Here is a 26077-nt window from a genome sequence, read left to right as displayed (position 1 = left end):
CATATCTGTTTTCGGTATAAAAAAGGTGCTCAGGAGAAAATCCTGAGCACTTTTTTTGTGGCTTCAAAACGACTTTAGAAGACGTTCCAGATAGTCCAGTTCACCTTGAGGTCGGGTTCTGTCGGAAGCGCGACGACGTAGCTCACGTTCGATGTCCCGCGCCCGATCACGGGCGTTACGATCAGGGATGTGGGCGTCCGAATCCTTGCCGCTTTGGCCTTCGCCAAGCTTGCGGCCCAGTGGATCCTGATCCTTGCGGTCTTCGTCCCCGTCGTCGTCATCCCCGGCGTCAGGCTGATCGCCTCCGTCACCCTGCTGTCCAGCCTTGCCATGCTGCTGTTGCCCGGAGCCACCACCGCCCATGGATGGGATGAAACTCAGGCTTCCGCCTTTACCCTGGCCCGACCCGCCGGACTTCTGGCTCTGGCGCATCTGCTTTCCGGCCTCAGACAGATCTGCGAGAGCCTTCTGTTCTGCCGTAAGCGCCTGATCATCCTTCCGGTCTGCCAAGGCCTTGCGAGCATCTTGCATATCCGCTTTTGCCTTGTCGAACGCAGTGGCGGGCTTGCCTGTCAGGTCTTTGACCCGCCGGCCAAGAATTTCATCCACCCGAGACAGTGCACGTTGAAAGGCATGATCTGCGCGGCGTTCAGGCGACTGCGCCGCGACTGTCGCAGGATCAACAGGCGCTGCCGGTTTAGGAGATGCTGACTGTTCCATATTTGGCGGCGGCTGCATTCCAAGCTGGCGCAGCAAATCGGCTGTAGACATCTGGCTGATGTCTTCATGGCCGTCCTGCTGGTCAGGCGGCAGAGCGGCCTTGCGGGCGGCAGATAAACGGGCCTGTGCATGATCCAGCAGGGTCGTTTCCCGATGAACCAGATCATGAAGGGCGGCACGTTGCGCGCGTGCCTCTTCCTGAGCCTTCATCTGAGCCGCGAGGGCTTTCAGATCTTCCGGCGTGGCCTGACGCATATGCTCGGCCATGTCTTCCATCTGCTGGAGTTTACGTAATGCTTCATCCCCATGCCCCTGCGATGCATCGTTCTGAAGGCGCTGCATCTGATCCGACCATGGATCAGCAGAGCTTGTGCCGGATTGCGGCATCATGATGCCGCTCTGGGCTGCCTTCTGAAAAAGAAGCTGCATGCGGTGGTTAAGGGCGTCCTTGAGAGCTTTCGTGCGCTTCTGAAGTTCTTCTTGTTCAGCCAGAGTATGGCCTTTATCTCCCAGAGACTGCATGTGATCGAGCTGTTGCTGAACACTCTGCTGTGCTGCACGGACGGCCGCGGCTGCATCCGCAATTTCCGGGCCGTCCCGGCGGAGATCATCGAGATACAGAGCCAGTGCCCAAAGCTGCCCCGGCACCTGTTCCGCCGCTCCTTCGGGAGCATTGGACTGCAGGGAAGCAATATCGAGGCCAAGTGGGGCGAGGAGGGCGAGGACATCCGTTGTCTGCGTCAGGAGCTTCAGTTCGTCTGCTGCCTGCTGGGGGCGTTCCTGTCCCAGCATCAATCGGCGACGCAATGCGACAATGGCTCGTGCCAGTGGGTCCGAAAACTTCCGGGAACCTAGGTGGAAGCGTACAAAAGCACTGTGGTTTTCTCGACCAGAGACACTAACGGCATGAAGGCGGCCTTCGACTTCCATTCCGGCAAACGGGTCCGAAGAAAGATCCGGGCGTGCCTCTCCCTTCGCATCTTTGGGGTGCCCATTCAGTGGCACTGGAACACGCACGACGCGGCCTTTGGGCATGTCAGGCAGTCGGATTTCCGCCTCCAGAGAGGCTACGCCATAAGTCTGTTGAACGTGCCACGGAAGGCTGGTGCGCCAGTCATCTTTCTGCGGAGCAGGTTTTCCGTCCCAGGCTACGACGGGGGGCAGATCCGGCTCGACGTCCACGCGCCATGAACCCAGCGTGCGGCCGCGGGCTTTTAGCGTGACCGTGCCAGTCTGCTGCAACGTGGCTTTTTCGCTCCAGCTCTGTTCGTCCAGACGGTCATGACTGATGGAAGTCGCCCCCCGAAGAACCGGACGCCCGGATGTGCCTGTGATGGTCGCGTTCAGAATGGCGCCCTGAGGCACGTGGATGGAATTGCCCTGCTGCGTTTGCGACAGAAACACTGGCGCGCCAGGAGCGTAGGATGGTCGGTCGATCCAGGCCTGAACGGACGGGAGTGGAATACTGTCGTCATCGACACCGGGTACAAGACCAGCGTGCAAGCGAGACTGGGAATGTGATCCGCTCAGAACGGCCGCAATGGCAAGGGCTGCGGCTATAGAGGCAAGCCCGAGTTTTTCCTGCGTCGTGACGTCTGGCTTTGGCAGGCTGACCTTAAGCGGCCCCAGAGAAGCAACCACACGCTGAACGTGCTGCGTCCAGATGGCGCCTTGTTCGCCATCTGCTGCGTAGGCGGGGCGGTCTGCTAAGGTCAGAAGGGGCTGATAGGCCAGGCGAGAGTCGCGCTCGATCCGACGATCAACCTGAGAATCCGTAGGCTGCGGGATAGCACGCAGCCCTTTGACGCCCAGCCAGAGGGCAGTTCCTAAGACTGTGAGCTCGAAAAGAGTGTGTAACCAGTCAGGCAGTGACTGGGGAATGCGGGCCAGACAGGCCAGCAGATAGAATGCCACAAGAAGCAAAGACCAGCGCAGAGCTGGCCAGGCGTGTTCCCACCACAGAACGCGTCGAGCGCGACGGCGGACGGAAGCCAGGCGAGCTGCTGCGGCAAACGAATCAGCCATGGGCGGGCAGGAGCCAGTCCGGAATAGTTTCTGCAGCGATCAGGTCTTCGACGCTCTGGCGCTGGCGGATGATCTCCCAGCGACCATTATCGACCAGAACCTGCGCAGCAAACGGCCGGGAATTATAGGTCGAACTCATGACGGATCCGTACGCTCCCGTATCCAGAAGGGCCACAAGATCTCCGCGCTTCAGGGAAGCGGGCAGAACCCGGTCCTTGGCAAAGATATCGCTGCTTTCACAGACTGGCCCCACCACGTCCCACGGCTTGAGTGCATCGTTAAATGCCGCCGGAGCGACGGGCAGGATACCGTGCCAAGAATCATAAAGCGCAGGACGGGCGAGATCGTTCATTGCCGCGTCGATCACGACGAAATCCGGATTGCCTGCTTTTGTTTCGATCACACGGGACAGCAAAATTCCTGTCGGAGCAGAGAGCCAGCGGCCGGGCTCAATGCTGAGCTCTACCCCAAGGTCTCCAAGTGTTTCGGCAATGACACCGGCCAGCATTTCCGGTGGCGGAGCGATTTCGTCCTGATAGCGAATGCCTAGGCCGCCGCCACAGTCCACTGTTTTGACGGTATGCCCCAGAGCACGAATTTCCCGAACCATATCGGCCAGACGGGAATAGCCCTGGCGGAAGGGCTCGGCCGTTAGCATCTGACTGCCAAGATGAACCGCCAGGCCGACAAGCTCCACATGCTCCAAAGCAGCAGCTTCGGCGTACAGTTCAACCGCACGGCGATGCTCAATCCCGAACTTGTCTCCTGCGCGGCCCGTGCTAATCTTGTCATGCGTCTGTGCGTCGACATCCGGGTTCACGCGGAGTGCCGCCGGAGCAACCTTGCCACAGGCCCGTGCAATATCGTTCAGGCGATAAAGCTCTTCCACGCTCTCGACATTGATCTGCCGGATGCCGTGTTCCACTGCGGCACGAAGTTCAAGATCCGATTTCCCGACGCCTGAAAAGACGATTCCATTCGGCTTGATCCCGGCATGTAGCGCGCGGGTCATCTCTCCACCGCTCACGATGTCCACGCCATAGCCACATTCGCGAAGGATCGTCAGTGTGGCTTGATGATCCTGTGATTTCATCGCGAAATGGAAATGCACCGGCAACCTGCGGGCTTCAAACGCAGCTTTGAGCGCGTTTGCACGGCGACGCAGAGTGCCTGCTCCCGTGATCCAGCAGGGGGTTCCTGCTACGGCGGCGATGACATGCAGAGGCACGCCTTCAAAAAGAAGACCATCGCGCGCATTGACCTCCAGAGGAGGGCGGCTTGTCAGAAGGTCGTTGAGCGTGGGTTCGGAAGAGAGAGCATTCATGATCTTCCTACCGTATCGTGGACGCTTGGATGTTCCAAGCTGTTCACACAGGCGCTAGTGTCTGAATTATGATGGAAGAACTGATCTCCCGGGCTCTTGAAGCCCGATCCCGGGCCTATGCGCCATACTCCCGCTTTCAGGTTGGCGCGGCCCTGCGCTGTGAAGGTGTGGTTCATTCAGGCTGCAATGTCGAAAATGCAGCCTATCCGCTTGGAACCTGTGCTGAAGGCGGAGCCATTTCGGCCATGATTCTTGCCGGGGGCCGACGTATTGAGGAAATCGTGATTGTGGGTGGTGGAGATCAACCTTGCACACCGTGCGGTGGCTGTCGGCAGAAACTCCGTGAATTCGGCTTGCCTGATCTGAAAGTGCACATGATTTCGCCCACAGGAACGTTGCTCCTGACACGCACCCTCGCAGAGTTGCTGCCTGACGCATTCGGTCCGGACAATCTGGAATGAAATACTGGCCCTGTTTTCTGGGACTGCTGGTGGTGGGAACGGTCTGTGCGCAGCCTCTTTCGTCTCTGCCCGGTCTCGGGGACGGGGCCAGACGTGAACTGATTGACGTCCGTGCGGCGCCCTGGCGAATTCTGGGGCGTGTACAGACTGAACTCGGCGTTAAATGTACGGGTTTTGCCGTAGCTCCCAATGTGGTCATGACGGCAGCTCACTGTCTCTGGCTGCCGAAGACGCACACTTATATACGACCAAGCGACGTTCATGTGCTGATGGGATACTGGCGGGGCTCATACCGCCAACACGCCCATGTTGTCCGATTCATTATCCCACCCGGATACGACCCGAAAAACGAATCCGCTACCGGGGCCAGTGATCGGGCAACACTGTTGCTGTCGGAACCAGTTATCGCGACGCGGGATCTTCTCCCGGCGATTCCTGTGCAGGATGGCGCAAGGGCTATGCTGGTTGGGTATTCGCAAGATCGAAACGAAGTGCCATTCGGCGATCTGGACTGTCATATCAACGGAGTGACAGTCAGTGGTCTTGTCCATCACGATTGCGAGGCGACAAAAGGAGTGAGCGGCGCTCCGCTTCTGCTTCAAAAGCCTGATGGAACGTGGGGTATCGGCGGGCTTGCTGTCGCGGCAGATGTGGGCCCGGGTGGGTTGGCTGCTCCGCTTGTTCCTTAGTTGATGGCAGAAGAATTTTCATAATTCTGCAAACATCGCCTGCATGACGCGTTTGAAGGATCGGGAAACATCATCTTTGGTGTCCCCACTCTTTATTCGTTCCGGAAAGGGGCACTTTATGTATGTCATGGCAGGGAAAGGAACGGCGTCTGTCGGGCAGTCTCGTGGCATGCATGCGAGCAACGCCTATCTGACGCACCGCAAGAATGTTCTGGTTGTTGAAGATCAGGCCCTGTTGCGCTTTCTGGCTGCGGATATGCTTGAAGACGCCGGCTATAACCCGATTCTTGCTGCCACTGCCGATGAGGCGATGGATATTCTTTCCAAAGGTGAGTCAGTCGATCTCGTCTTTTCGGATGTGAACATGCCCGGACGGCTCAACGGACTGGATCTGGCTGAGACAGTTGGAGCTCGCTGGCCGCAGATCGGCGTTGTACTGACGTCAGGTGCTTATCTTCAGGAAAAGCGACCTTTGCCAAACAAGGCGATGTTTCTTCCCAAGCCATACGAATGGGAGGACGTCTATCGTGCTCTGAAAGCACTGCAGCACTGAGTTTTGTGAAGATGTTGTGTGGTGCACCCGAAAGGACTTGAACCTCTAACCCCCAGATTCGTAGTCTGGTGCTCTATCCAGTTGAGCTACGGGTGCGAACACTGTATGTTTTTGGCAAAGCCAAAAATAAGATGGTGCACCCGAAAGGACTTGAACCTCTAACCCCCAGATTCGTAGTCTGGTGCTCTATCCAGTTGAGCTACGGGTGCGTCTTGAGGCGGGGTTTTACAGGCGCTTTCAAAACCTGACAACCCCCCTCTGAAAATTAATTTCTACTTTCTTGTCATGGTGATGTGGGCCCGGCAGGCACTGGAACCAAAAGTGCCACCAATCGCCTGACCAACGGGATATCCGTTAAAAACCAACGCGGTCGGATGACCGTTCATGTCCTTGCTGGCAAGCTCTGCGTGGTAGTGATGAACGCCGGGCTGATAGATGCCAGAAAGCACTTCAGACCCATCTCCCGGTGTAAAAACGATCTTTCGCCCACGAATATCAAGCGTGGACGTGCGTTCTGTCGGGCAGGAGCCCTGATCCGTGACGAGCGCGCCTACCCAACGGCCTGATGGATCATTTCCGGGATCAGGAGTGGCGCAGGCTGCCAGAAAAGCCATGGCAGAAAGAGAAAAAAGAGCAATCGGACGCATGTTGTGCCTGTCCTGTGATGCAGAATGGATGACGCAGACGACACAACACCTTATAGGAGAGCATCAAAAGGCACCATGAACACGGAACGCGAGGCCATCACATTGACCCAGCAGGACGCCAGCACCGTCGCGAAACTCGACGAAACACTTCACGAAGACCGTATCCTCATTCTGGATTTCGGCAGCCAGGTAACGCAGCTCATCGCCCGCCGTGTGCGTGAGAGCGGTGTTTACTGTGAGATCTGGCCGTTCACGGCGACGGACGAGAAGATCCGTGAATTCAATCCGCGCGGTATCATTCTGTCTGGCAGCCCTGCCAGCGTTCATGACGAAAATGCTCCGGCGATTCCGGAAATCGTCTTTTCACTGAATCGTCCTGTTCTTGGTATCTGCTATGGCCAGCAGGCCATGTGCCAGAAGCTGGGCGGTAAGGTCGAAACGCACGAACATCGTGAATTCGGTCGCGCCTATATCGACATCGCTGAAGATTGCGCCCTGTTCCGTGGCGTCTGGGCACGCGGCAAGCGTGAACAAGTCTGGATGAGCCATGGCGATCGCGTCACGCAGCTTCCGCCGGGCTTCCGCGCTGTTGCCTATTCGGAAGGGGCTCCGTTCGCGATCATCGCTGATGAAGGCCGTCGCCTGTACGGTGTGCAGTTCCATCCGGAAGTCGTGCACACGCCGCATGGTGCTGCCCTGATCCGCAACTTCACGCATAATGTTGCTGGCTGCACCGGGACGTGGACAATGGCTGGCTTCCGTGAGCTGGAAATCGCCCGTATCCGCAAGCAGGTCGGGGACGGCCGCGTTATTTGTGGTCTGTCCGGCGGTGTGGACAGCTCCGTGGCAGCGAAGCTGATTCACGATGCTATTGGCGACCAGCTGACCTGTATTTTCGTTGATCCGGGCATCCTGCGTTCCGGTGAGGCTGACGAAGTCGTCAAGACGTTCCGCGGTCGCTTCAATATCCGTCTGGTTCATCGCGACGCATCTGACCTGTTCCTGAGTGAACTTGCAGGCGTCAAAGATCCGGAAATCAAGCGGAAGACCATTGGCCGTCTCTTTATCGAAGTGTTTGAGGAAGAAGCTGCAAAGCTTGGTGGCGCACAGTTCCTTGCTCAGGGCACGCTTTACCCAGACGTGATTGAAAGCGTCAGCTTCACGGGTGGCCCGTCCGTTACCATCAAGTCCCATCATAACGTTGGCGGCTTGCCGGATCGCATGAACATGCAGCTGGTCGAGCCTCTCCGCGAACTGTTCAAGGACGAAGTTCGTGAGCTGGGGCGTGAACTTGGCATTCCGGAACACATCGTGGGACGTCATCCGTTCCCGGGGCCGGGGCTTGCTATTCGTATTCCAGGTGAGATCGACAAGGAAAAGCTGGATCTTTTGCGGAAGGTGGATGCGATCTACCTCGAAGAAATCCGCAATGCCGGCCTGTACGATGCCATCTGGCAGGCTTTTGCGGTTCTGCTTCCTGTGCGGACTGTCGGTGTAATGGGCGATGGTCGGACCTATGATCAGGCCTGCGCTCTGCGTGCCGTGACCAGCACTGACGGCATGACGGCCGAAGTCTATCCGTTCGACTTCGCGTTCCTGAATCGCGTTGCTGGCCGTATTGTCAATGAAGTCCGGGGTGTTAACCGCGTGACTTACGACATTACGTCCAAGCCGCCGGGAACGATTGAGTGGGAATGATCCCGCGTCTGGCATAGGATGGTATTACCCGGCATGAAAGTGCCTTAAAGCCCGCAGAAATGCGGGCTTTTTTGTTTTTTGGTCCGGCATTGTCTGGCACCGAACGGTATCGCCAAGCAGCAACTTTTTATGGCATGGTGCATGGCACTGACTAAGTCTGATGCTATGTTTCTTATCGATACCATGTCAGGCACTCTATGGGTGTCATGGTATCAATAAGAAGTAACTATATGAATAATAAGGATTTTATCCAGTTATTTTAATGGTTTTCAATCATGGTATCGCTGTTTGGAGTGCCACGAACTGATGTTGACCGATACCAAACTGCGCAACCTTAAGCCGACGGATAAGCTCTACAAGGTGAACGACCGCGATGGGTTGTACGTCGCCGTGACGCCTGCGGGTAGCATCTCGTTCCGATATAACTATGCGATCCATGGCAGGCAGGAGACCCTGACCTTCGGGCGATATGGCGTTGGGGGCATCACTCTGGCCGAAGCCCGTGAGCAATTAGGAGAGGCTAAAAAGCTGATTGCAGCAGGTAAGTCGCCTGCGAAAGAAAAAGCTCGCGACAAGGCGCGTATCAAGGGCGTGGAGACGTTCGGAGCGTGGGCCGAGAAGTGGCTGCGCGGATATCAGATGGCGGACTCCACCCGTGATATGCGCAAATCTGTTTACGAGCGTGAACTGAAGCCTAAATTTGCCAGTCAGAAGCTTGTTGAAATCACCCACGAAGACCTGCGGGCGCTGACCGATGCCATCGTCGAACGAGGCGCTCCGGCGACTGCGGTGCATGCCCGGGAGGTGATGTTTCAAGTTTACCGGTGGGCTATCGAACGAGGGCAGAGGGTCGAAAATCCGGCTGAACTGGTTCGTCCGACTAGCATAGCAAAATTTGAGCCAAGGGATCGCGCTCTGACGCCTGAAGAGATCGGCCTGATGTATCAGTACATCGAGCGCATCGGCACTACCCCATCGATCCGGGCCGCAGCCAAACTGCTTTTGCTGACGATGGTTCGGAAGAGTGAGCTAACCAACGCAACATGGAGCGAGATCAGTTTTAGTCAGGCGCTTTGGACGATCCCAAAAGAGCGGATGAAACGACGTAACCCCCATTTGGTCTTTCTGTCGCGACAGGCGCTCGATATTTTCATCGCCCTGAAGACGTTTTCCGGAGGATCAGATTACATCTTGCCGTCCCGGTACGACACTGATCAGCCGATGAGTAGCGCAACGCTTAATCAGGTACTCACGCTGACCTACAGGCTTGCTCAGAAAGAAGGAAAGCCACTCGCAAAATTTGGTCCTCATGATTTGCGCAGGACGGCAAGCACTCTGCTGCACGAGGCAGGTTATAATACTGATTGGATCGAGAAGTGCCTTGCCCATGAGCAGAAAGGTGTAAGAGCTGTTTATAATAAGGCCGAATATCGTGACCAGCGCACCGCTATGCTTCAAGACTGGGCTGATATGATTGAGGAATGGACGAGCAAGCCAGGCTAACGCTTGCCTTCGTGGAGATTTTTTAGAGCGCGCCGCTTAATGGCTGCCGAAACAGCTTGGCGTGAAATACCTAGTTCTCGAGCTATTTCCGCCTGCGTCATTGTGCCTTTTGAGAGAAAATCATCAAGCGTGCTTGTGGGGGCTCGTAAGGCTTTGACTTGCTTATATGCTTCTCTCCGAACGAAAGCATGATCTTCAATGTCCCAGCCAGAGAGCGTTAGAGTATTGAAACCTTGACTCCAAATTTGTTCCATAAGCGCACGGTATTCCCAAATAAACCTCCGATCACGTTGATAGGCTCTTCTCGACGAAATACTTCTGCGGGGATTGTGCCTTTCGCAATACAACTTGCTAGGCTTGGGACTATCAGGGGAGGATCCTGGTAAGCGGGTCGTCCAAGCAAGTTCACCATGAAGTAAATGCTCTCGAAATTTCATTTTTGGCTCAATGTATTCTAGGAATCCCTCAACAGAGCGATCTGCCCGCATCTCGACTAGATCACCATAGCGGGCGATCATTTGGCTTGCTTTATGAGGTCCATATTTCCCTGATAAGGCCTCTGAATAATGCTCAGCTAGTTTTTTTGCTTTCTCAAGCCCTAATAAAATCATCTTTTCTGTTATGGGAACGAGCTTAGCATTTCCATTTTTCAATCTTTTTATTACTACTGGATTGAAGCGTACAGCTGAATATTCGGTAAGTTTCTCGCAAAGTTCACAAAAGCACCATGTAAGATTATCTGAAAGCTTGGCCTTAATGCGACCGGTGGCTTCCTTTTGATAAATTACGCGCCCAAGGATCGGATCAAAGGCAAGGTAGATGTCGTGGTCTTGAGGCATGGGCAACTTATATCCTTGTCGTCAACCAAATTCTATCTTTTTTCCAGCCGCAGCAGGCAGCGGCGGGTAACCTCAAGCACATTGTCGTAGGGGTGCAGAGGAAAGAGAAATGGGAAACACGGCTAGGGTTCTTATCGACCGCAAAAAGCTTCACGCGATGATCCCGTTAGCCGAAAGAACCATTTTCAATATGGAGCGGCGTGGCGAGTTTCCGCGTCGTATCGCTCTGACCAGTAGAAACGTGGCGTGGGATCTCGAAGAGGTCATGGAGTGGATTGAGACGCGCAGGGCACAGGGTGCTCAGGCGCAGCGTCCTGGTATGCGCTTCTGATTCCAGAGCTTGTTTGTAACGCCTGTGTCTCCCATTCGCTGGGAACAGCATGCCGTCAGCAAGGCATCAAAATGTTCCCCAGCAGAACTCTGCCATCGGGAAGGTTTTTTCGTTGCAGACATTCTGGCCGCTGCACCAAAGGGTGACACGGTTAGCATGGAGCATCCACTGTTTGCGTTAAAAGCGGGCGATAGGCGTGTAAGAACCTATGAGCGTAACGGTCTCGTGGTGACCGTGAAGCCCGGGGCGGATGGTTGTGCGAGCATACATGACAAGGACTTGTGGATTTATTGCATAAGCCAGTTGGTGGAGGCAAAGAATCGTGGGCGCCCCATAGCACCTACAGTGCGTTTTACGGCCTATGATTTTCTCCGTAGTACGAACCGCTCAACAGGGGGGCTCAGCTACCGTCGTATAGCCGGTATGCTTGCAAGGCTGAGAGGGACTGGCATCGAGACTAACATTGAGACGAACGGACAACGTGAGCGGCGTGGCTTTGGGTTGATCGATTCATGGCGGATCGTAGAAAAGTCGCCAACAGATGATCGTGTGATAGCCATCGAGGTGGATTTGCCACACTGGCTATTCCGTTCTGTTGCGACCATGCGGGTTCTCACCCTGTCGCGGGACTATTTCAAACTCCGCAAGCCGCTTGAGCGGCGCATATATGAGCTTGCCCGTAAACATTGTGGTCTTCAGCCAAAATGGCGCGTGTCTGTAATGGTCTTGTACGCGAAAAGCGGCAGTACTGCGACTTTGAGAGAGTTTCGACGGCAGGTAAAGGAATTGTCGGGTATTAACCTGCTACCTGATTATCAGATGTCGCTTGATACAGAGCATGACCACGTAACTTTCTTTACCAAATGAGGGCGGGGCTGAAACGCGGCTGCTCGCAATTTGTAGCTGAGAAGCGCTCGCTTGCTCAGTAGCAGGGCGATATTGAGGAGCTGATCCTCCCAAAACACACTGTTGATAAGTGCGATAGCTTTGTGGAATGACACGTACCTTCACCCACGTTTTCCTGTGGATTAGCACGTACCTTTACCCACGCCCAGACACGTACTTTTACCCACACGAGTGGTATATAACATATTGAATATTATGTGTTTTTCTAACCCTTAACACGCGCGCGCGTTTTAACTTAAATATATTCTTTTAACGTCTACGGGGCCCTTCCTGCTGGGGATATGTCTTCAGGGACGTTCTTCGTGCCGAGGACGAGAGTGTTTAAACGCTTTGCTCGTAGCGTTTAAACGGCATGCAATTCATTATTTCTCTGTGCCCTCCGCAGGGGACAGCCAGTGGGCAATGAGCTTACGATCAGGGCTCGGATGGAAGTTTATCGGCCTTGGGCTAAAAGCACGGCGTTCGGAAGATACCTCCAGGCCTTGTTTTTCAATGGTTGTGGAGGAGGCAGGTGGCAGCTCTCTTTTGGGCTGCTGTGAGGGCAGTCCCAAAATAAATTCCCTCACGTGCCGCGTGAACTGACTATAGCTCATCTGAAGGGCATCGTGATGTTTTTGGAAGATATCTGACCTGTTGTAACCTTGTTCCACTTCTTCTGCGATGGCGGTCTTTAGGGCGAGAAACCTCACGCGAGCCATACCTTTCTTATTTGGCGTCATTGTAAATACTCCCTTGGTATGTCTACCGCGTTAAAGCGCGGATATGTGCTAATATAATCCAATATATGCAATTATAGGCGAATATATGCGAAAATCTTCCTGATCGTGGGGCCGACGGTACGTTCGCATATAATTGCATTTTGTCGTGTGATGGCTGAAAGCAAGATAGGTTGCCGTGTACACGGCAACGTGCTTGTTCGCCTGTGGCTCAACGCTGGTAAAGGGGCGGTCTAGTGACCGAGATCGAGAAGAAACGCCAAAAAAATATCGGACCGAGGGCGGGTCAACGTATTCCGGTCAAAGTGACGGCAGAAGAAAAAGAAGCCATTGAGCTCACGGCTCGCCAAGTGAGGCTACCGGCTTCCACCCTGATGAGGAACCTAGCTCTTGGCTATAGTCCGCCTAGTCGTGTCGATCAGGAGGCCTTTCTTGAACTATTCAGGCTGAGAGGAGATCTGGGCCGCATTGGTGGTCTTCTCAAGCTATGGCTGGTCGATCGGCCTGATGCTGTAGTGCCAAATAAGGTCGTTCGGGAGACTTTGGTCGAGATATTGGAACGCCAAGAGCAGGTTGCTGATTTGATAAGTGAGATGCGGCCCTTAATTCGACGTTAGAACGCCTACTGCATTGTTCAGAAAACGGTCGTTTTCCCGACATCCAAAATAACGCCTCATGGACTAGCCGAACCTCACTTACCGGGTTAACATTTCCGTCAAGTTTTCAACGTCCCGGTTGTGTCAATGAATCAGCGTATCGGCTATGCGCGGGTCTCCACGGAAGACCAGCACCTCGACTTGCAGCGTGATGCGCTTCAGCAGGCGGGATGCGGCGTCATTTATGAGGAGGCCGCGAGTGGGAAAAGTGGGGAACGCCCGGAGTTGGAGCAGTGCCGCAAGGCGTTGCGAACCGGCGACACGCTGGTTGTCTGGCGCTTGGACCGGCTGGGCCGCAACATGCCCGACCTTGTGCATATTGTGGCGGACCTGGAACGCAGCGGGGTTAGCTTTGAGAGCTTGAACGAGAAAATCGAAACGGGCAGCGCAGCAGGTAAGCTGGTTTTCCACGTTTTCGCAGCCCTTGCGGAGTTCGAGCGAAGCCTGATCCGCGAGCGGACACGAGCGGGGCTTGCCGCAGCGCGTGCCAGAGGCCGGTCCGGCGGCCGCAAGCCGAAGCTGGGGGAGAAGCAGGTGCGAGAGATCAAAGCGCTCCTGCGAGACCCTGACATCCAAGTAGCGGACGTGGCGCGGCGCTATGGGATATCCCGAACGACGTTGTACAAACATGTAGGTGTTGTGCCGCTCATGAACTCGAGCGACGTGAATGTATAATGCGGCTCCATACATCGAGAACGGCTCATCCGTTCGCTGCTGCGTGGTGATCGCGGTGGAAGAATATGGACGACTGACGGCCGACTTGACTTTGAAAGCCGAGCTTTTTGAGCGAGAGACGAGGGCGACCCGGAAGTGACGAACGAAGCCTTCGCCCGGATCAAAATCGACCAACTCCTGAAAGACACCGAATGGCGTCTGACCGACGGCATCAGCGTGCGCTACGAATATCCGCTCGATGACGGTGGTCGTGCCGATTACGCTTTGTTCGATCGCCAGGGCCGAGCACTCGCAGTGCTCGAAGCGAAGAGCACAAGCGTCAGTCTCAGCGCTGGCGAGGCGCAAGGTCGCCGTTATGCCGATCTGCTTGACGTGCCTTTTATCTTCCTGTCAAACGGTGAGGAAATATGGTTCTGCGACAAGGGTCAGGACGCTCATTTCCGCAGGATCGAGACCGTTTTCAGCCAAGACGACCTCGCCCGCCGAAAAGCCGCTGGCGATATTCGCCGCAGCCCGCTTGACATCCCGATCGACAGCCGGATAGCCGGTGGAGGTGGTCGTCTGCACCAAAGCGCGTGCATTGAGGCGGTGTGCCGTGAGATCACCAACGGACGGCGGAAGATGCTGGTCGAAATGGCGACCGGCACCGGCAAGACACGAACGGCGGCGGCGTTGCTCAAGCGTTTGTTCGAAGCGAATTGGGCAACGCGAGCTCTGTTCGTGGTCGATCGCAACACGCTTGCAATACAAGCCGAAGACGCTTTCGCAGAACATTTGCCGCATCTTCCCTGCTACCGCGTCCCGCGCACTGGTCGCCGATTCCAGGACGAAAAACGCGTCACCATTGTCACCTTGCAAACGCTAGTGAACGAGTACGAAAAATACTCGTCGGGCTATTTCGACCTGATCGTCATCGACGAATGCCACCGCAGCATTTACGGTCAATGGCGGCGCGCGCTCGACCATTTTGACGGTATCAAGGTGGGCCTGACAGCTACACCCTGCGTTATGCAGGATGCGCCCGATGTGGATGATGAAGACCGCGCTGCGATCCGCGACACGCTGCGATTCTTTGAGGTCAGTCGACCGACCTACAGCTACAGTATGTCAGAAGCGATCGCGGACGGGCATCTCGTCCCCTACGAGATTTATCGCGCCATGACCGCGCGCACAGCTGCATCTAACGGTTTTCCGGTTGCGCGTAGTGATATCGATTGGGCTGCGCTCGATGCGCCAACCCGCGCGGAGCTGGAACGGCTGTTCGCCGACCGCGACCAGATCATCGTCGATCCGTCTGCTCTGGAGCGGAAGTTTACCATTCCGGAGCGCAATCGCGCCATGGTGCGCGAGTTTCGCGAGGTGCTGGAGAACGGCTATACTGGCCCGAACGGCATTCGCCGCGCGCCCGATTGGGGCAAGACAATCGTCTTCGCCGTCACCAAACGCCACGCGGAGACCTTGGCCCGGATATTCGATGACGTGTTTGCCGACAAAAAGCCGAGCCCCACCACGCGCTATGCGGATTTCGTCGTCTCCGGCATGGGGCCGGACGACAGCGTCGATGGTCCGGCCAAGATCAAGCGCTTCAAGAAAGAGGAATTCCCGCAAATCTTAGTTAGCGTGAATATGCTGGATACCGGATTCGACTGCCCTGACGTGCGCAACCTGGTGATGGCACGCTTCACGCATAGCTCGATCCTCTACCAGCAGATGCGCGGTCGCGGCACGCGCCTAGCACCGGGTAAAGACCGCTTCACGATGTGGGATTTCACTGGCGTCACCCTGCGCCATGGCGATGATGAAACGCCCGGTGAAGGCGGCGTCATTGTCGTACGCGAGGGCAAGCCGCCGGCCGGCCCCGCACGGCGGCTTCTGATGCTGGATGTGCATGACGAAATTGACCCCACCACACGCGAATGGGTCACGGTTGATGAAACTGGCCATGCCTTCATGGATGTCGACGAGGCCCGCGCCGAAGCATTCGGCGGCGCTTTTGAGACTTGGCTGAACGGCCAGAGCTTTGACTCAGATCAGTTGCGTGTGCTGCATCTCGTCAAAGAACAAATCAACGCGAATTCGGCCGAACTGACTGTGTTTGATAGTTGGCGTTTCGACGCTCCGCCGCTCTCTATGAATGGCGGATTCGAGCGCGCACTTGCCGTCTTCGGCGGCGAAGTCGAGCTTGAACGCATCTTGAAAAGCATGAACGAAGCTGTGTTCGGCATCACGTCCACTGGTGCGCCCCAAGCAGCACTTGGCGATGACGCGGCTCAGCCCGATAAACCCGTGAACTAAGGCCATTTATGCCCTTTACCCCTGACATGCGTCGCAAGGTCGATCAGATTCGTGACTACCTGTACGGCGGCGGCTACCCTGATCCGCTGTCCAATGCCGAACAACTCAGCTTCCTGTTTTTCTTCTACATGATCGAGGGCATCGACGCCGCCAATCTGCGCCAGGCCAAGGCCACCAAGCGGAACTATACCTCCCTCTTCGCAGGCGATTGGACGCTGCGCAATCCGTTGAACGCGCCAGCGAAGGGTGTGGACATTGTGCCCCGCGAGCGGATGCGCTGGTCGATCTGGGCCAACGCGATGTCGGGCGAACAGCTCGTCACCTTCGTTCGCGACGAGGTGTTCCCCTTCTTCGCCACCATTGGTGATGAATTCGGCATGAGCTTCATGTCCCAAGCCCGCCTCGCCATCGACGAGCCCACCGTTCTCACTCAGGTCGTGACGCTGGTGAATGAGCTGCGGTTGGAGCAGGCGGACCCGGACACCAAAGGCGACCTGTTCGAGCATGTGCTGCGTCAGATCAAGCAAGCAGGCGAGTTAGGCCAGTTCCGCACGCCACGCCACATCATCCGCGCCATCGTCAATCTCGTTGATCCCAGGATCGGCGAGACGGTCTATGACCCCGCCGCCGGTACTGCGGGTTTTCTGGTTGCCGCCTATGAGCATATCCGTCTCGCCAATTCCTCCAGTAATGGACGCGAGCTAGCAGAACCGGAGGGCAAAACCTTTGAGCGCGGACATGGCGACCGGCTGAGGGACGCGCAATGGCGTAAGCTCCAGACCGCGACTTTTTACGGCAATGATGTCGACCCCAAAATGGTCAGCCTCGCCAGCATGAACTTGGCGCTGCGCGGCCTGCCGGATGTGCGCATCCTTAAGCGCAACGTGTTGACCACTAGCTTCGACCGGCAGATGAAGGCAGAACGCGGCTTGCCACTCGATGGCTATGACGTGGTGCTGGCAAACCCGCCATTTTCTGGCCGGCTAGACCGCGACCGCATCGTTGATGACGTGAAGATCGGCACCAGCACGGCGACCGAGCTGCTGTTTGTCAAGTATATGATCGACAACCTGAAGCCCGGTGGGCGATGCGGCGTGGTCGTTCCCGAGGGCGTGCTTTTTGGCTCCACAGGCGCGCACAAGGAACTACGCCGGATCCTCCTGCAGAACAACAGCGTCGAGGCAGTGCTGTCGCTGCCCGGCGGTGTGTTCCAGCCCTACTCGGGGGTGAAGACCTCGGTGCTGGTCTTCCGCCAGGGCGGCCGTACTGAACGAGTGATGTTCCTCCATGCCAGTAATGACGGCTTTAAGCTCGATGCCAATCATGACCAACCGATCCAGGCCGACGATATGCCCGGCTTGATCGCAGCCTTTAACAGTCGAGAGGAGATGTGGGCAGATTGGCAAGGGCGCGATCCGGCCGCGCCCTGGACGGAAAACTGGTGGTTCTCCGAGGCCGATGTGATTGAACGTGAAGATTGGAACCTCTCCGCCTCCCGCTACCGGCCCGAGAGCCGTGAAGCGGCCGAGCATCGCGACCCGCGCGAGTTGCTGGAGGAATTGAAGGAAGATGTGGAGACCATCCTTGGCGACATTCAGGCGCTGGCGGCAGAATTGCAGGGAGAGCCGGCGTGAGTGCTTGGCCGCTGGTCAATCTTGAAGAGGTCTCGGACATTTCTGCGGGCAATCCTGCGCCGCAGGAAGCCAAACACTTTTGCGAGGATGGCCATCCTTTCGTTCGGATGCAAGATGTTGGGCGCAAGCATATTGACCCGGCCCTTGTCGAAACCACGGATAGGGTCTCGCCGCTGGCCGTCCGCGAATGTGGGCTTCGCCTTTATCCGGCTGGAACGCTGCTGATCCCGAAGAGCGGCGCGTCGGTAAACCTCAATCACCGCGCGATGCTTGGCCAGGATGCCTATGTCGTATCGCACCTTGCCACGATTATACCGGATCAGCGAAAGGTTCTGCCGTCTTACCTTTTCCATTGGTCGCAGCGCTATGATCCCCGCTCTCAGGCTCAGGTTACGAGCCTCCCGTCCTTGCCTCTTTCGCTCATCAAAGCTGCCAAGGTCTCCCTCCCGCCGCTGGAGGAACAGCGGCGGATCGGGGGGCTGCTAGATCGGGCGGCGGAGATCAGGCGCCATGCAGACGCGGCTCGCGCTAAGGCCCGCGCCATCATCCCAGCTCTCTTCCTCGACCTGTTCGGCGACCCGGTGACCAACCCTAAAGGATGGCCGGTCGCCAAGTTGGGCAGCTTGCTCGGGCGAATTGATGGCGGATGGAGTCCGGTTTGCGGTGACGGTGCGCCAGAACCCGATCAATGGGGTGTGCTGAAACTCAGCGCGGTAAAATCCTTGGGCTTTGTCGGCTCGGAGGCAAAGCGACTACCGGAAACGATCGCTCCTCGCGAAGACCTCGAAGTTCGCGATGGTGATTTGCTCATCACGCGCAAGAACACGATTGATCTTGTCGGGACTGCCGCCGTGGCGGACGGCAGCGGTCGCAACAGGATGCTGCCCGACACTATCTTTCGATTGGTGCCGAGTGACCCCGCCCGTTTCCTGCCGCGTTATGTCAGTACCCTCATCAACCTGCCTTGTTTCCGGCCAGCGATTAGGCAACTCGCCAGCGGCTCGGCATCCTCCATGCCGGGAATCTCGAAGGGACGGCTGTCCGCTTTAGAGATTCCCCTCCCGGACCTCCCACTCCAAACCGCCTTCACCGAACAGGCCCAGCGCCTCGAAGCCACCGCCCGCCGCCTCGACGTCGCCGCTGCCAAGGCTCAAGCCATGGCAGCCGGACTATCGGCAGAGGTGTTCGGATGACCGGAGATCGTCTGCAATCCGCCTGGCGCTACACCGGGGCAGAACTCTGGCGGCCACTGTTTGCGCAGTTCGCGGATGCCCACCCTGACTTACCTGTCGAGATAGTCCGGACCCTGCTTGTTCGTCCGCGTGGCATGGCGACAATATTTGTAGATGCGGGCCGTTATTCGGCGCTGGATGCGCTGCGTGTCGATGCAGCGACCTATCTTGACAGTGTGGCAGACGCGCGCGTGGCACTTCGCCGGATCAAACCGCAGTTTTTTGTCGGCGGCCGAGCGATCGCAATCCTTTTGGCAGACATCGCTGTTGCGTTGGAAGAATATGATAGCCCCAATCTGGAAGCGGCCTACCGAACGCGCCTTGAACAGTTCGTAGGACGCCACATGCTCCCCTATCGCCTTGATTGCGCCCCCCTTAGGCTGACGCCTCTGTTGCATGGCGAGATTGACGGTCTCTACCAGAGCTTGCTCGCCCGCACCGCCGTCAGCCCCCAATTGAAGGAAGCCCTTGCGGGCTTTGAAAACGCCTGGCAGCGCCAGTCCGTAGATTGGAGCCAAATCAACGCAAAGGAGGCGATCCGCACCGCTTCCCTGTTGGCTGAAAACATGCTGGTCTCGGCTTCGGCTGGACAAGAAAACGAATTCAGCCGAGCCTTGACGCGGATGCGGAACGGAAACCGCTTCCCCAGCAACGAGTTCGCCAATATCTTTGACCGCGCGTACACCTTTGCGAACACGTATCCCAACATACGCCACCCAGGGAACCATGCCGTCGTGAAGCGCGACCTGCGGCGAGAGGACGCTGTTTTGGCAGCGTTGGTCTTCGTCGGCCTGTCGGCTTGCGTGCATGATCTTTGCGAAGATGCGGGCTGATGGGAAAGCGGATGCGACAGGGGGGCGACAATGGCTGATCTTGTAAGTGATATAGTTGGGCGGGTGAGCCGCCTCCCGCTTAAGCCGTCGGAGACAAACGCGTTGTTGCCGCTGATGGAGGCGTTCAGCAACGCGCTGCATGCCGTCAATCTCCGGTTCGGAGATGATGCCCCGAGCAAAGGGCGCATCCAGATTACCATCCTCCGCGACAGCAACGAAGTGATCGGCTTTAAGATAGAGGACAATGGGATCGGCTTCACCGACGAGAACTACCGCTCTTTCCGCACTCCTGACAGCCGGCACAAAATCGGCCTAGGCGGCAAGGGTGTAGGGCGCCTTTCTTGGCTGCGTGTCTTCGGTGGCGCGAAGATTGAAAGCGTCTACGTTGATGGCGGTCAATTTTTACGGCGCTCGTTCGATTTCGTGCTCGACGAGAGCAACCAGCTTCGGAACGAACTAAATGGCGCTGCCATTGGTGCGACTGCGCCTCGGACAATCATCACGCTTGGGGAGTTCAAAAGCGAGTACAAAAGCCGCTGCCCTTCCAAGCCGGAGACCCTGGTTCAGCGGCTGATCGCCCATTTCCTCCCCATCTTGGCATCCGGCGCCTGCCCAAGCGCCGAATTGATCGATGGTGATGACGCGTTCGACCTTCCAACCTATTTCAAGGACAAAATTGTTAACACGTCAGTCGCGGACGTGCCGGTCAAGCTGGATGATGGCAGTGAGATCACGATCTCCGTGCGGCACATGAAGTGCAACAAGGACATCCGGCCAAGAGGGCAAAGCTATAACTGGATGTTCCTTTGCGCCCATGAACGCAGCGTCACAGAGCAATGCATCGACGATCAGATCGGTCTTCGAAGTCTTGACGGCGAGTCTATCTATATCGGTTGCGCCTCCGGGGCCTATCTCGACGAGAGTGTGAACCAGGAGCGCGATGGGTTCACTTTTTCCTCCAGCAAAGAAACCTTGATCCGGCGGGGCGTAGCATCCAGTGTGCGGGAATATCTCGCGGACTATATCGCCGTCTCACGGGCGGAGATGGTGCGCAACACCCAGGCCTTGGTCCGTGAAAATCCGCAGTTTCTCTTTATCAACAATGAGATTGATACATTTGTGGAGGCGCTGCCGTTGAACAGTGCCGGGAAGCAAGAGGAAATATTCGTATCGATGAGCCGGCGGCGATACCGTCGGCAGCGTGAGTTTCGACGGCTGTCCGAAGAGATTGCGTCGCCACCCAGCCATAAGGAAGAAATTCAGGAAAAAGTCGATGAGTATATGCGCTACGTTGACGACGAAAAGAAGGGCGCGCTTGCCGAATATGTTAGCAAGCGAAAGGCGATCCTAGATTTTCTTGATGCGTTGACCGCCTATGAAGACCCGGAGAGGCGACGTCATCACCTTGAAGACGCTGTGCATGCGCTGATCTGTCCCATGAAGATTGACTCCTCACAAATTGCTGACATCGACGACCACAATTTGTGGCTTTTGGATGATCGCCTGGCGTTCTTTAATTTCTTTGCTTCCGACAAAGAAGCGCGGTCATACCTCAACACCGGAAGCCAGGAGCGGCCCGATCTGGCATTCCTTTACGATAGCTGCCTGGCATGGCGCGAGGGTGAGCAATCCGGCGATAAAGTTGTGCTGGTGGAATTCAAGCGTCCCGGCCTTGAAGCCTACCCAAATGAAGACCCTATCCGCCAGGCATTGCGGTATGTCAACCTGATCAAATCGTCGAAAACCTTCCGCGACAAGAGCGGCCGCGTCATCTCGAATGTCGGGGAGCGGACATCCTTCGACTGTTATATCGTCGCCGACCTCACCGAGGGGCTGAGAAAGCAACTGATCGGCCTGCCGTTACAACCAACCCCGGACGGCGAGGGGATGTTCGGTTATACTGACAACCCCAAGGCTTTCGTCGAAATCGTACCTTTTTCTAAACTCTTGAAGGATGCCAAGGCGCGGAATTCGGCCTTCTTCACCCGCTTAGGGCTCAATGGCTAGCGCCGGCATCCCGTTGTGGGGGACAGATTGATGATGCCACACAGTCCGCCGGCGTAGTGAGGGGGTTGCTCAGCTCAAAATGGCATTTTTCTTGGTATCGCGGGAAGTTACATTTCAAATGTATTGATATAAAAGATGTTTTTCTTTCTATTTACAATCGAGTGGGAATGAGGTTCTAAACCTCTGTCATTTGGAAAGGCCTGTCCCGAGAGGGACGGGCCTTTTTTATGATCTTGCCATCAAGGCGGGCATTTGTTTCGCCTCGCGTCAATTTAACGCGCATTGCGACATTAGTTTTTGTAGCAAAACAATATCGATCTCGTTCAGACTTTTCCATGTTCGTGTCATCGCCATTTTCTGGTGGACAAAACAAGTGAGGAATTGCCGGTGTCAGGCACGGTGACAGTTCGAAGGCCGGTCCATTTTTTGCTCATGGGCGCCTCCAGCGAAGTGCTCCGGGCGGGCCTCCGCTTTAAGAGAGCTGCGACAATTCCTGCTTTTTGAACATCTGGACCATAGGACGAGGGCTAACGACGTGCGTCGCAGACTGATCTTGAAGATGCTTCCAGCGGGGCTACTGGCATTACGAGGGCAGGGGTATGCCCAAGATCGCGGAACCGGACTGATACCAGCTTTTAAAGGTACGCCCCGGATTGCCGTGGGGGGGATTGCGTCAGAATGCAGTACTTACAGCCGTATTCGCTCCCGCATGCCGGAGTTCACTACGCTCCGAGGCGATGAGATTTTTGGAGCGCCGCTGTCCCAGCCGCTGCATCGTTATGATTTTGACCTCCTGCCGACCCTGGAAGCATCCGCACCACCAGGCGGGCCCATTGAGCGCAAGACGTATGAGGCTTTGAAAGCAGAATATCTTGAGCGTCTGCGTAAGCTCCTACCGCTGGATGGTGTTTACCTGGCTATGCACGGTGCCCTGAGTGTCGAAGGCATGGATGATGCGGAGGGGGACTGGTATGCCGCAACGCGGTCTGTCGTCGGGCCGGATTGCCTGTTGTCTGCTTATTACGATCTTCACGGCAATCTCAGTCAGCGCAGTGTCGATACGCTGGATGCTATGACGGCATACCGCACGGCGCCGCATGTTGATCGTATCGAGAATGTCATGCGGGCTACGGATATGCTTACGCATTGTCTGCGTTACGGCCTGCGACCTGGAATTGTGTGGGCAAGCATACCGGCGCTGCTTCCGGGTGAGCAGAGCAGCACAGAATGGGAGCCGGGCCGCCGCCTGTGGGCGGATCTGGCTGAATACAATCGGTTGCCGGGTATTCTCGATGTCTCTCAACTGGTTGGATATGTCTGGGCTGATGAGCCCCGTTCGGCCGCATCTGTGGTTGTCACGGGTACGAACGTCGAAGAGCAGAAACGCATTGCTACGGAACTGGCGCAGCGATACTGGGACGCGCGACACGACTTTCATTTCGGCACACCAACCGGGACGATCGATGAGTGTCTCAGCCGTGCGATGTCGTCAAAAACGCATCCCGTGGTCATTTCAGATTCCGGAGATAATCCGGGCGGTGGCGGAAACTCTGACCAGACTTTTTTCCTTCAGGCTTTGCTAAGAGCTGGCGCGAAGAATGTCCTGCTGGGTGGCATGACGGACCGGCCTGCAACGGATGCCTGTTACAAGGCGGGTGTTGGCGCAGTTCTTCCGTTATCTATCGGTGCGACTTTGGACCCCGTGATGTGCAAGCCTGTGCATGTCCGCGCGACTGTGAAGCATCTGACGCCGGTCTCGCATCCCGATGAAGGTGAAGCTGTCATTGAATTCAATGGTATTACGGCAACGCTGTCTGCTCGGCGGCGTCTGTATCATTCGGCGGAAGCATTCCGGGATATTGGGCTGGAGCCAACCAATTTCAGTATTGTCGTTCTGAAATGCGGGTATCTCAACCCAACCATGAAGCCACTTGCCAATCCGGCACTCATGGCGCTTTCGCCGGGGGCTATCAATCAGGATATCGTCAATATCGGTAATCATCGCCGTAAACCGACGTGGCCTTGGGTGCCTGATCTGACGTACACGCCGAAACCTTATGTGTCGGCTCGAATTCATCGCAGCTAAGGAGGGTAGATAGAGGAGGCAGATCTTCTCTTTATCCGCATAAAACTATGCCTCGGCTAACCGGATGGCCACCAGAGGCGGGTATAGACACTCGTTAAGCTCTATCCAGAACAAAGGCCTGCTCCTTTCGAAGCAGGCCTTTGTTTAGGCTGGAAAGACCTTAGTGTTCCATATGGTGCTTGTGGCCTGTCAGCTCAGTCGTGAGCTGGGCGCGGGCCTCACCGGATGGGAATTTTTCCGTGTGCAGGTTGATGTAGCTTTTGCCTGCCAGCACGTCCTTCACCTGATCTGCTGTCAGTGTCAGGGTTCCCGTCATCCGGGTCTGGTAAGGGCCAGGGATCGGCGCAATTACGCCGGCATCTTCACCCTCGGCTGCCGGACCATGCAGGTGGATTGCATTGACCGGACCTGTCAGGCCGTTGTCTTCGAAACGGTACGACAGGGTGTTCTTGGTTGTGTCGAGCATGGCAGACGCAGACCCCTTGATCGGGGATGTTGCACCATGTTCGCCCTTGAAGGGACCAAAAAGATGGATCGTTTCAGCAGAAGCAGGCAGGGCCGTAACGGAGAGACCCAGCGCGAGAGCGGTAACAAAGAGACCTGTACGCATGGAACGTGATCCTTGCAGGAGTTGGAGACACTAAACGTGGTGTCAGGTCTCCAGTTCAGTGTTCCAGTACAGATAATCACGCCAGCTTTCGTGAAGATAGTGGGGCGGGAAGGTCCTCCCGTTTTCCTGAAGAAGGCGGCTGCTGGGTTGATCGGGTTTTCGGTGGGGGTGCATGCCAATCTCGCTGGGGAGGCGGGAGCCTTTGAGGAGATTGCAGGGGCTGCAGGCGGTAACAACGTTCTGCCAGGTTGTTTTTCCCCCTTTCGCACGGGGGATGACGTGATCGAAAGTCAGCTCATGTGTTGGCAATCGATCATGGCAGTACTGACACGAAAAATTGTCCCGCAAGAAGACATTGAATCGTGTGAAAGCGGGTTTTCGTGCTGAAGGAATGTAATCTTTCAGTGCGATGACGCTAGGAAGGCGCATGGCCATGCTGGGAGAGTGAACGACGGCGTCTTCATACTCTGATAGAACGGATACCCGGTCCAGAAACACAGCTTTCACGGCTTCCTGCCATGACCATAGCGACAGCGGAAAGTATGAGAGCGGACGAAAATCCGCATTCAGAACAAGAGCCGGAAAATGCTGACTACTGACAGGCACCACGCGCTTCCTTTTTTGAAGGACGGCACATGCGGGAACTTCGGCGTAGAAAACTTAAGACAAACGCCGATAAACATGCGTCGTCGGCTTCTTTGAGATGACTATTTCAGTAAACTTCATGAACTGCAAGAAAACCCTGATGAAAGCTTGATGACGCCGCCTCCTGTAACGCGCTTTGCGCCCAGCCCGACTGGTTTTCTGCATCTTGGACACGTTGTGTCTGCCCTTCACGCGCGCGCGTCCGCCGGAAAGGATGGCCGGTTTCTTGTGCGGATTGAGGACATTGATACCGCGCGGTGCACATCAGCTTTTACCGATGCGCTGGGCGAGGATCTGCAATGGCTGGGGCTATGGCCGCAGGAACCTGTGCGTCAGCAATCCCGTCATCTGGCGGAATATGCCCATGTTTTGACTGAACTCAGAAACAGAGAGCTTCTCTACCCCTGCTTTTGTACACGAGCTGAAATTGCTGCGGCTTCTACGTCTTATGCTCCGGACGGAAGTATTGTTTACCCGGGCACCTGTCTCCGCTGCGACCGATCACTATCCGGGCGTATACCAGCCTGGCGTCTGAACATGCAGCGCGCGCTTGATGAGCTTCAGGAGGTGCCGTCCTGGTACGAAGTGGGGCAGGGAAGAATTTCTGGCCGCGCTGACGAATTTGGAGACGTTGTGCTGGCCCGACGGGACACGGGTGTTTCCTATCACCTCTGCGTCACGCATGATGATGCCCAACAAGGTGTGACCTGCGTCACGCGTGGTCGGGATCTGTATGACGCAACATCCATTCATCGTGTTCTTCAGTGCTTGATGAAATGGCCAGAACCTCACTATCGCCATCATGCCCTTATCAAAGACGAAAGTGGCCAGAAGCTCTCAAAACGGAATGGAGTGGAAGGTATTCGAACCCTGCGTGCTGCTGGATGGACTGCCGAGCAGGTTCTGGCTCATCCGCTCGTGCTCGAAGCACTCGCGGAGAGCTGAAATCATGGGATGACCCAGCGGAGTGGGGGCCATCCCATGAAAAGTGT

At 56.2% G+C, this 26077-nt stretch carries 23 protein-coding genes and 2 tRNA genes; 16 read left to right on the top strand and 9 right to left on the bottom strand.

Features of this window, described 5'->3' with window-relative positions:
• Positions 1-63: 63 nt before the first annotated feature.
• Complete coding sequence (locus KP705_RS00965; protein WP_215763850.1) at positions 64-2745, bottom strand: DUF4175 domain-containing protein; 2682 nt, start codon at positions 2743-2745, stop codon at positions 64-66.
• Positions 2738-4069, bottom strand: coding sequence for a diaminopimelate decarboxylase (gene lysA, locus KP705_RS00960; protein ID WP_215763849.1), 1332 nt, complete (start codon positions 4067-4069; stop codon positions 2738-2740). Before lysA ends, KP705_RS00965 begins: the two co-directional genes overlap by 8 nt.
• A gap of 68 nt (positions 4070-4137) precedes the next feature.
• On the opposite strand from lysA, the gene KP705_RS00955 reads away from it, so the two are divergent.
• The 3 genes from KP705_RS00955 to KP705_RS00945 all read left to right on the top strand — a co-directional run bounded on the left by KP705_RS00955 (position 4138) and on the right by KP705_RS00945 (position 5772).
• A complete protein-coding gene (locus tag KP705_RS00955; RefSeq protein WP_202206617.1) occupies positions 4138-4530 on the top strand; it encodes a cytidine deaminase in 393 nt (130 codons plus the stop codon).
• Complete coding sequence (locus KP705_RS00950; RefSeq protein ID WP_215763848.1) at positions 4527-5219, top strand: serine protease; 693 nt, start codon at positions 4527-4529, stop codon at positions 5217-5219. The genes KP705_RS00955 and KP705_RS00950 overlap by 4 nt, the downstream gene beginning before the upstream one ends.
• Before the next feature lie 127 nt (positions 5220-5346).
• Positions 5347-5772 carry a response regulator gene (locus KP705_RS00945; RefSeq protein ID WP_235271701.1) on the top strand — a complete coding sequence of 142 codons (426 nt, stop codon included), beginning with the start codon at positions 5347-5349 and terminating at the stop codon, positions 5770-5772.
• A 19-nt stretch (positions 5773-5791) separates the two neighbouring features.
• Here the strand turns inward: KP705_RS00945 and KP705_RS00940 are convergent.
• The 3 genes from KP705_RS00940 to KP705_RS00930 form a co-directional block, all read right to left on the bottom strand.
• Positions 5792-5868 (bottom strand) — tRNA-Arg (locus KP705_RS00940).
• Positions 5869-5904: 36 nt separating this feature from the next.
• Positions 5905-5981, bottom strand: a tRNA-Arg gene (locus KP705_RS00935).
• A gap of 63 nt (positions 5982-6044) precedes the next feature.
• Positions 6045-6419 (bottom strand): hypothetical protein, encoded by a 375-nt coding sequence (locus tag KP705_RS00930; RefSeq protein ID WP_046899615.1) that lies wholly within the window; start codon positions 6417-6419, stop codon positions 6045-6047.
• Between the two features lie 75 nt (positions 6420-6494).
• Here KP705_RS00930 and guaA point away from each other — a divergent pair, with 75 nt between their 5' ends.
• Together guaA and KP705_RS00920 are read left to right on the top strand one after the other, a co-directional pair.
• On the top strand, positions 6495-8117 hold the full coding sequence (guaA, locus tag KP705_RS00925; RefSeq protein WP_203548559.1) for a glutamine-hydrolyzing GMP synthase: 1623 nt from the start codon (positions 6495-6497) through the stop codon (positions 8115-8117).
• A gap of 306 nt (positions 8118-8423) precedes the next feature.
• Entirely contained in the window at positions 8424-9620 is a 1197-nt protein-coding gene (locus KP705_RS00920) for a site-specific integrase (protein ID WP_194266496.1), read from the top strand.
• Here the strand turns inward: KP705_RS00920 and KP705_RS00915 are convergent.
• Positions 9617-10459 (bottom strand): winged helix-turn-helix transcriptional regulator, encoded by an 843-nt coding sequence (locus KP705_RS00915; protein ID WP_215763847.1) that lies wholly within the window; start codon positions 10457-10459, stop codon positions 9617-9619. The genes KP705_RS00920 and KP705_RS00915 overlap by 4 nt on opposite strands.
• Before the next feature lie 109 nt (positions 10460-10568).
• Here KP705_RS00915 and KP705_RS00910 point away from each other — a divergent pair, with 109 nt between their 5' ends.
• Together KP705_RS00910 and KP705_RS00905 are read left to right on the top strand one after the other, a co-directional pair.
• Positions 10569-10790, top strand: a complete 222-nt coding sequence (locus KP705_RS00910) for an AlpA family transcriptional regulator (RefSeq protein ID WP_086659313.1) — start codon at positions 10569-10571, stop codon at positions 10788-10790.
• Positions 10791-10799: 9 nt separating this feature from the next.
• A complete protein-coding gene (locus tag KP705_RS00905; RefSeq protein WP_235993230.1) occupies positions 10800-11657 on the top strand; it encodes a replication initiator protein A in 858 nt (285 codons plus the stop codon).
• 401 nt (positions 11658-12058) lie between these two features.
• Here the strand turns inward: KP705_RS00905 and KP705_RS00900 are convergent, their stop codons facing one another.
• On the bottom strand, positions 12059-12415 hold the full coding sequence (locus tag KP705_RS00900) for a TraK family protein (RefSeq protein WP_194266494.1): 357 nt from the start codon (positions 12413-12415) through the stop codon (positions 12059-12061).
• 233 nt (positions 12416-12648) lie between these two features.
• Here KP705_RS00900 and KP705_RS00895 point away from each other — a divergent pair, with 233 nt between their 5' ends.
• From KP705_RS00895 to KP705_RS00860, 8 genes are all read left to right on the top strand, one after another.
• Positions 12649-13029 (top strand): plasmid mobilization protein, encoded by a 381-nt coding sequence (locus KP705_RS00895; RefSeq protein ID WP_194266493.1) that lies wholly within the window; start codon positions 12649-12651, stop codon positions 13027-13029.
• A gap of 126 nt (positions 13030-13155) precedes the next feature.
• Positions 13156-13743: a recombinase family protein gene (locus KP705_RS00890; RefSeq protein WP_215763846.1), complete on the top strand. Its 588-nt coding sequence runs from the start codon at positions 13156-13158 to the stop codon at positions 13741-13743.
• A gap of 135 nt (positions 13744-13878) precedes the next feature.
• Positions 13879-16038 (top strand): DEAD/DEAH box helicase family protein, encoded by a 2160-nt coding sequence (locus KP705_RS00885; RefSeq protein ID WP_215763845.1) that lies wholly within the window; start codon positions 13879-13881, stop codon positions 16036-16038.
• Positions 16039-16046: 8 nt separating this feature from the next.
• On the top strand, positions 16047-17672 hold the full coding sequence (locus tag KP705_RS00880) for a class I SAM-dependent DNA methyltransferase (protein ID WP_215763844.1): 1626 nt from the start codon (positions 16047-16049) through the stop codon (positions 17670-17672).
• Positions 17669-18865, top strand: a complete 1197-nt coding sequence (locus tag KP705_RS00875) for a restriction endonuclease subunit S (RefSeq protein WP_215763843.1) — start codon at positions 17669-17671, stop codon at positions 18863-18865. Before KP705_RS00880 ends, KP705_RS00875 begins: the two co-directional genes overlap by 4 nt.
• Positions 18862-19737 carry a hypothetical protein gene (locus KP705_RS00870; protein ID WP_215763842.1) on the top strand — a complete coding sequence of 292 codons (876 nt, stop codon included), beginning with the start codon at positions 18862-18864 and terminating at the stop codon, positions 19735-19737. Before KP705_RS00875 ends, KP705_RS00870 begins: the two co-directional genes overlap by 4 nt.
• Positions 19738-19767: 30 nt before the next feature.
• A complete protein-coding gene (locus tag KP705_RS00865) occupies positions 19768-21744 on the top strand; it encodes an ATP-binding protein (RefSeq protein WP_215763841.1) in 1977 nt (658 codons plus the stop codon).
• A 559-nt stretch (positions 21745-22303) separates the two neighbouring features.
• Positions 22304-23830 carry a M81 family metallopeptidase gene (locus tag KP705_RS00860; RefSeq protein ID WP_080951382.1) on the top strand — a complete coding sequence of 509 codons (1527 nt, stop codon included), beginning with the start codon at positions 22304-22306 and terminating at the stop codon, positions 23828-23830.
• 160 nt (positions 23831-23990) lie between these two features.
• Here KP705_RS00860 and KP705_RS00855 read toward each other — a convergent pair whose 3' ends face one another.
• Both KP705_RS00855 and KP705_RS00850 read right to left on the bottom strand, forming a co-directional pair.
• Positions 23991-24440 carry a CHRD domain-containing protein gene (locus tag KP705_RS00855; protein WP_046899614.1) on the bottom strand — a complete coding sequence of 150 codons (450 nt, stop codon included), beginning with the start codon at positions 24438-24440 and terminating at the stop codon, positions 23991-23993.
• A 42-nt stretch (positions 24441-24482) separates the two neighbouring features.
• Positions 24483-25046: an HNH endonuclease gene (locus tag KP705_RS00850; RefSeq protein WP_046899613.1), complete on the bottom strand. Its 564-nt coding sequence runs from the start codon at positions 25044-25046 to the stop codon at positions 24483-24485.
• Positions 25047-25196: 150 nt separating this feature from the next.
• On the opposite strand from KP705_RS00850, the gene gluQRS reads away from it, so the two are divergent.
• On the top strand, positions 25197-26030 hold the full coding sequence (gluQRS, locus tag KP705_RS00845) for a tRNA glutamyl-Q(34) synthetase GluQRS (protein WP_215763839.1): 834 nt from the start codon (positions 25197-25199) through the stop codon (positions 26028-26030).
• Positions 26031-26077 lie beyond the last annotated feature (47 nt).

The organism is Gluconobacter sp. P1D12_c (assembly GCF_018812105.1).
Taxonomy (GTDB): Bacteria; Pseudomonadota; Alphaproteobacteria; order Acetobacterales; family Acetobacteraceae; genus Gluconobacter; species Gluconobacter oxydans_A.
This window is presented reverse-complemented; position numbering and strand designations above follow the sequence as displayed.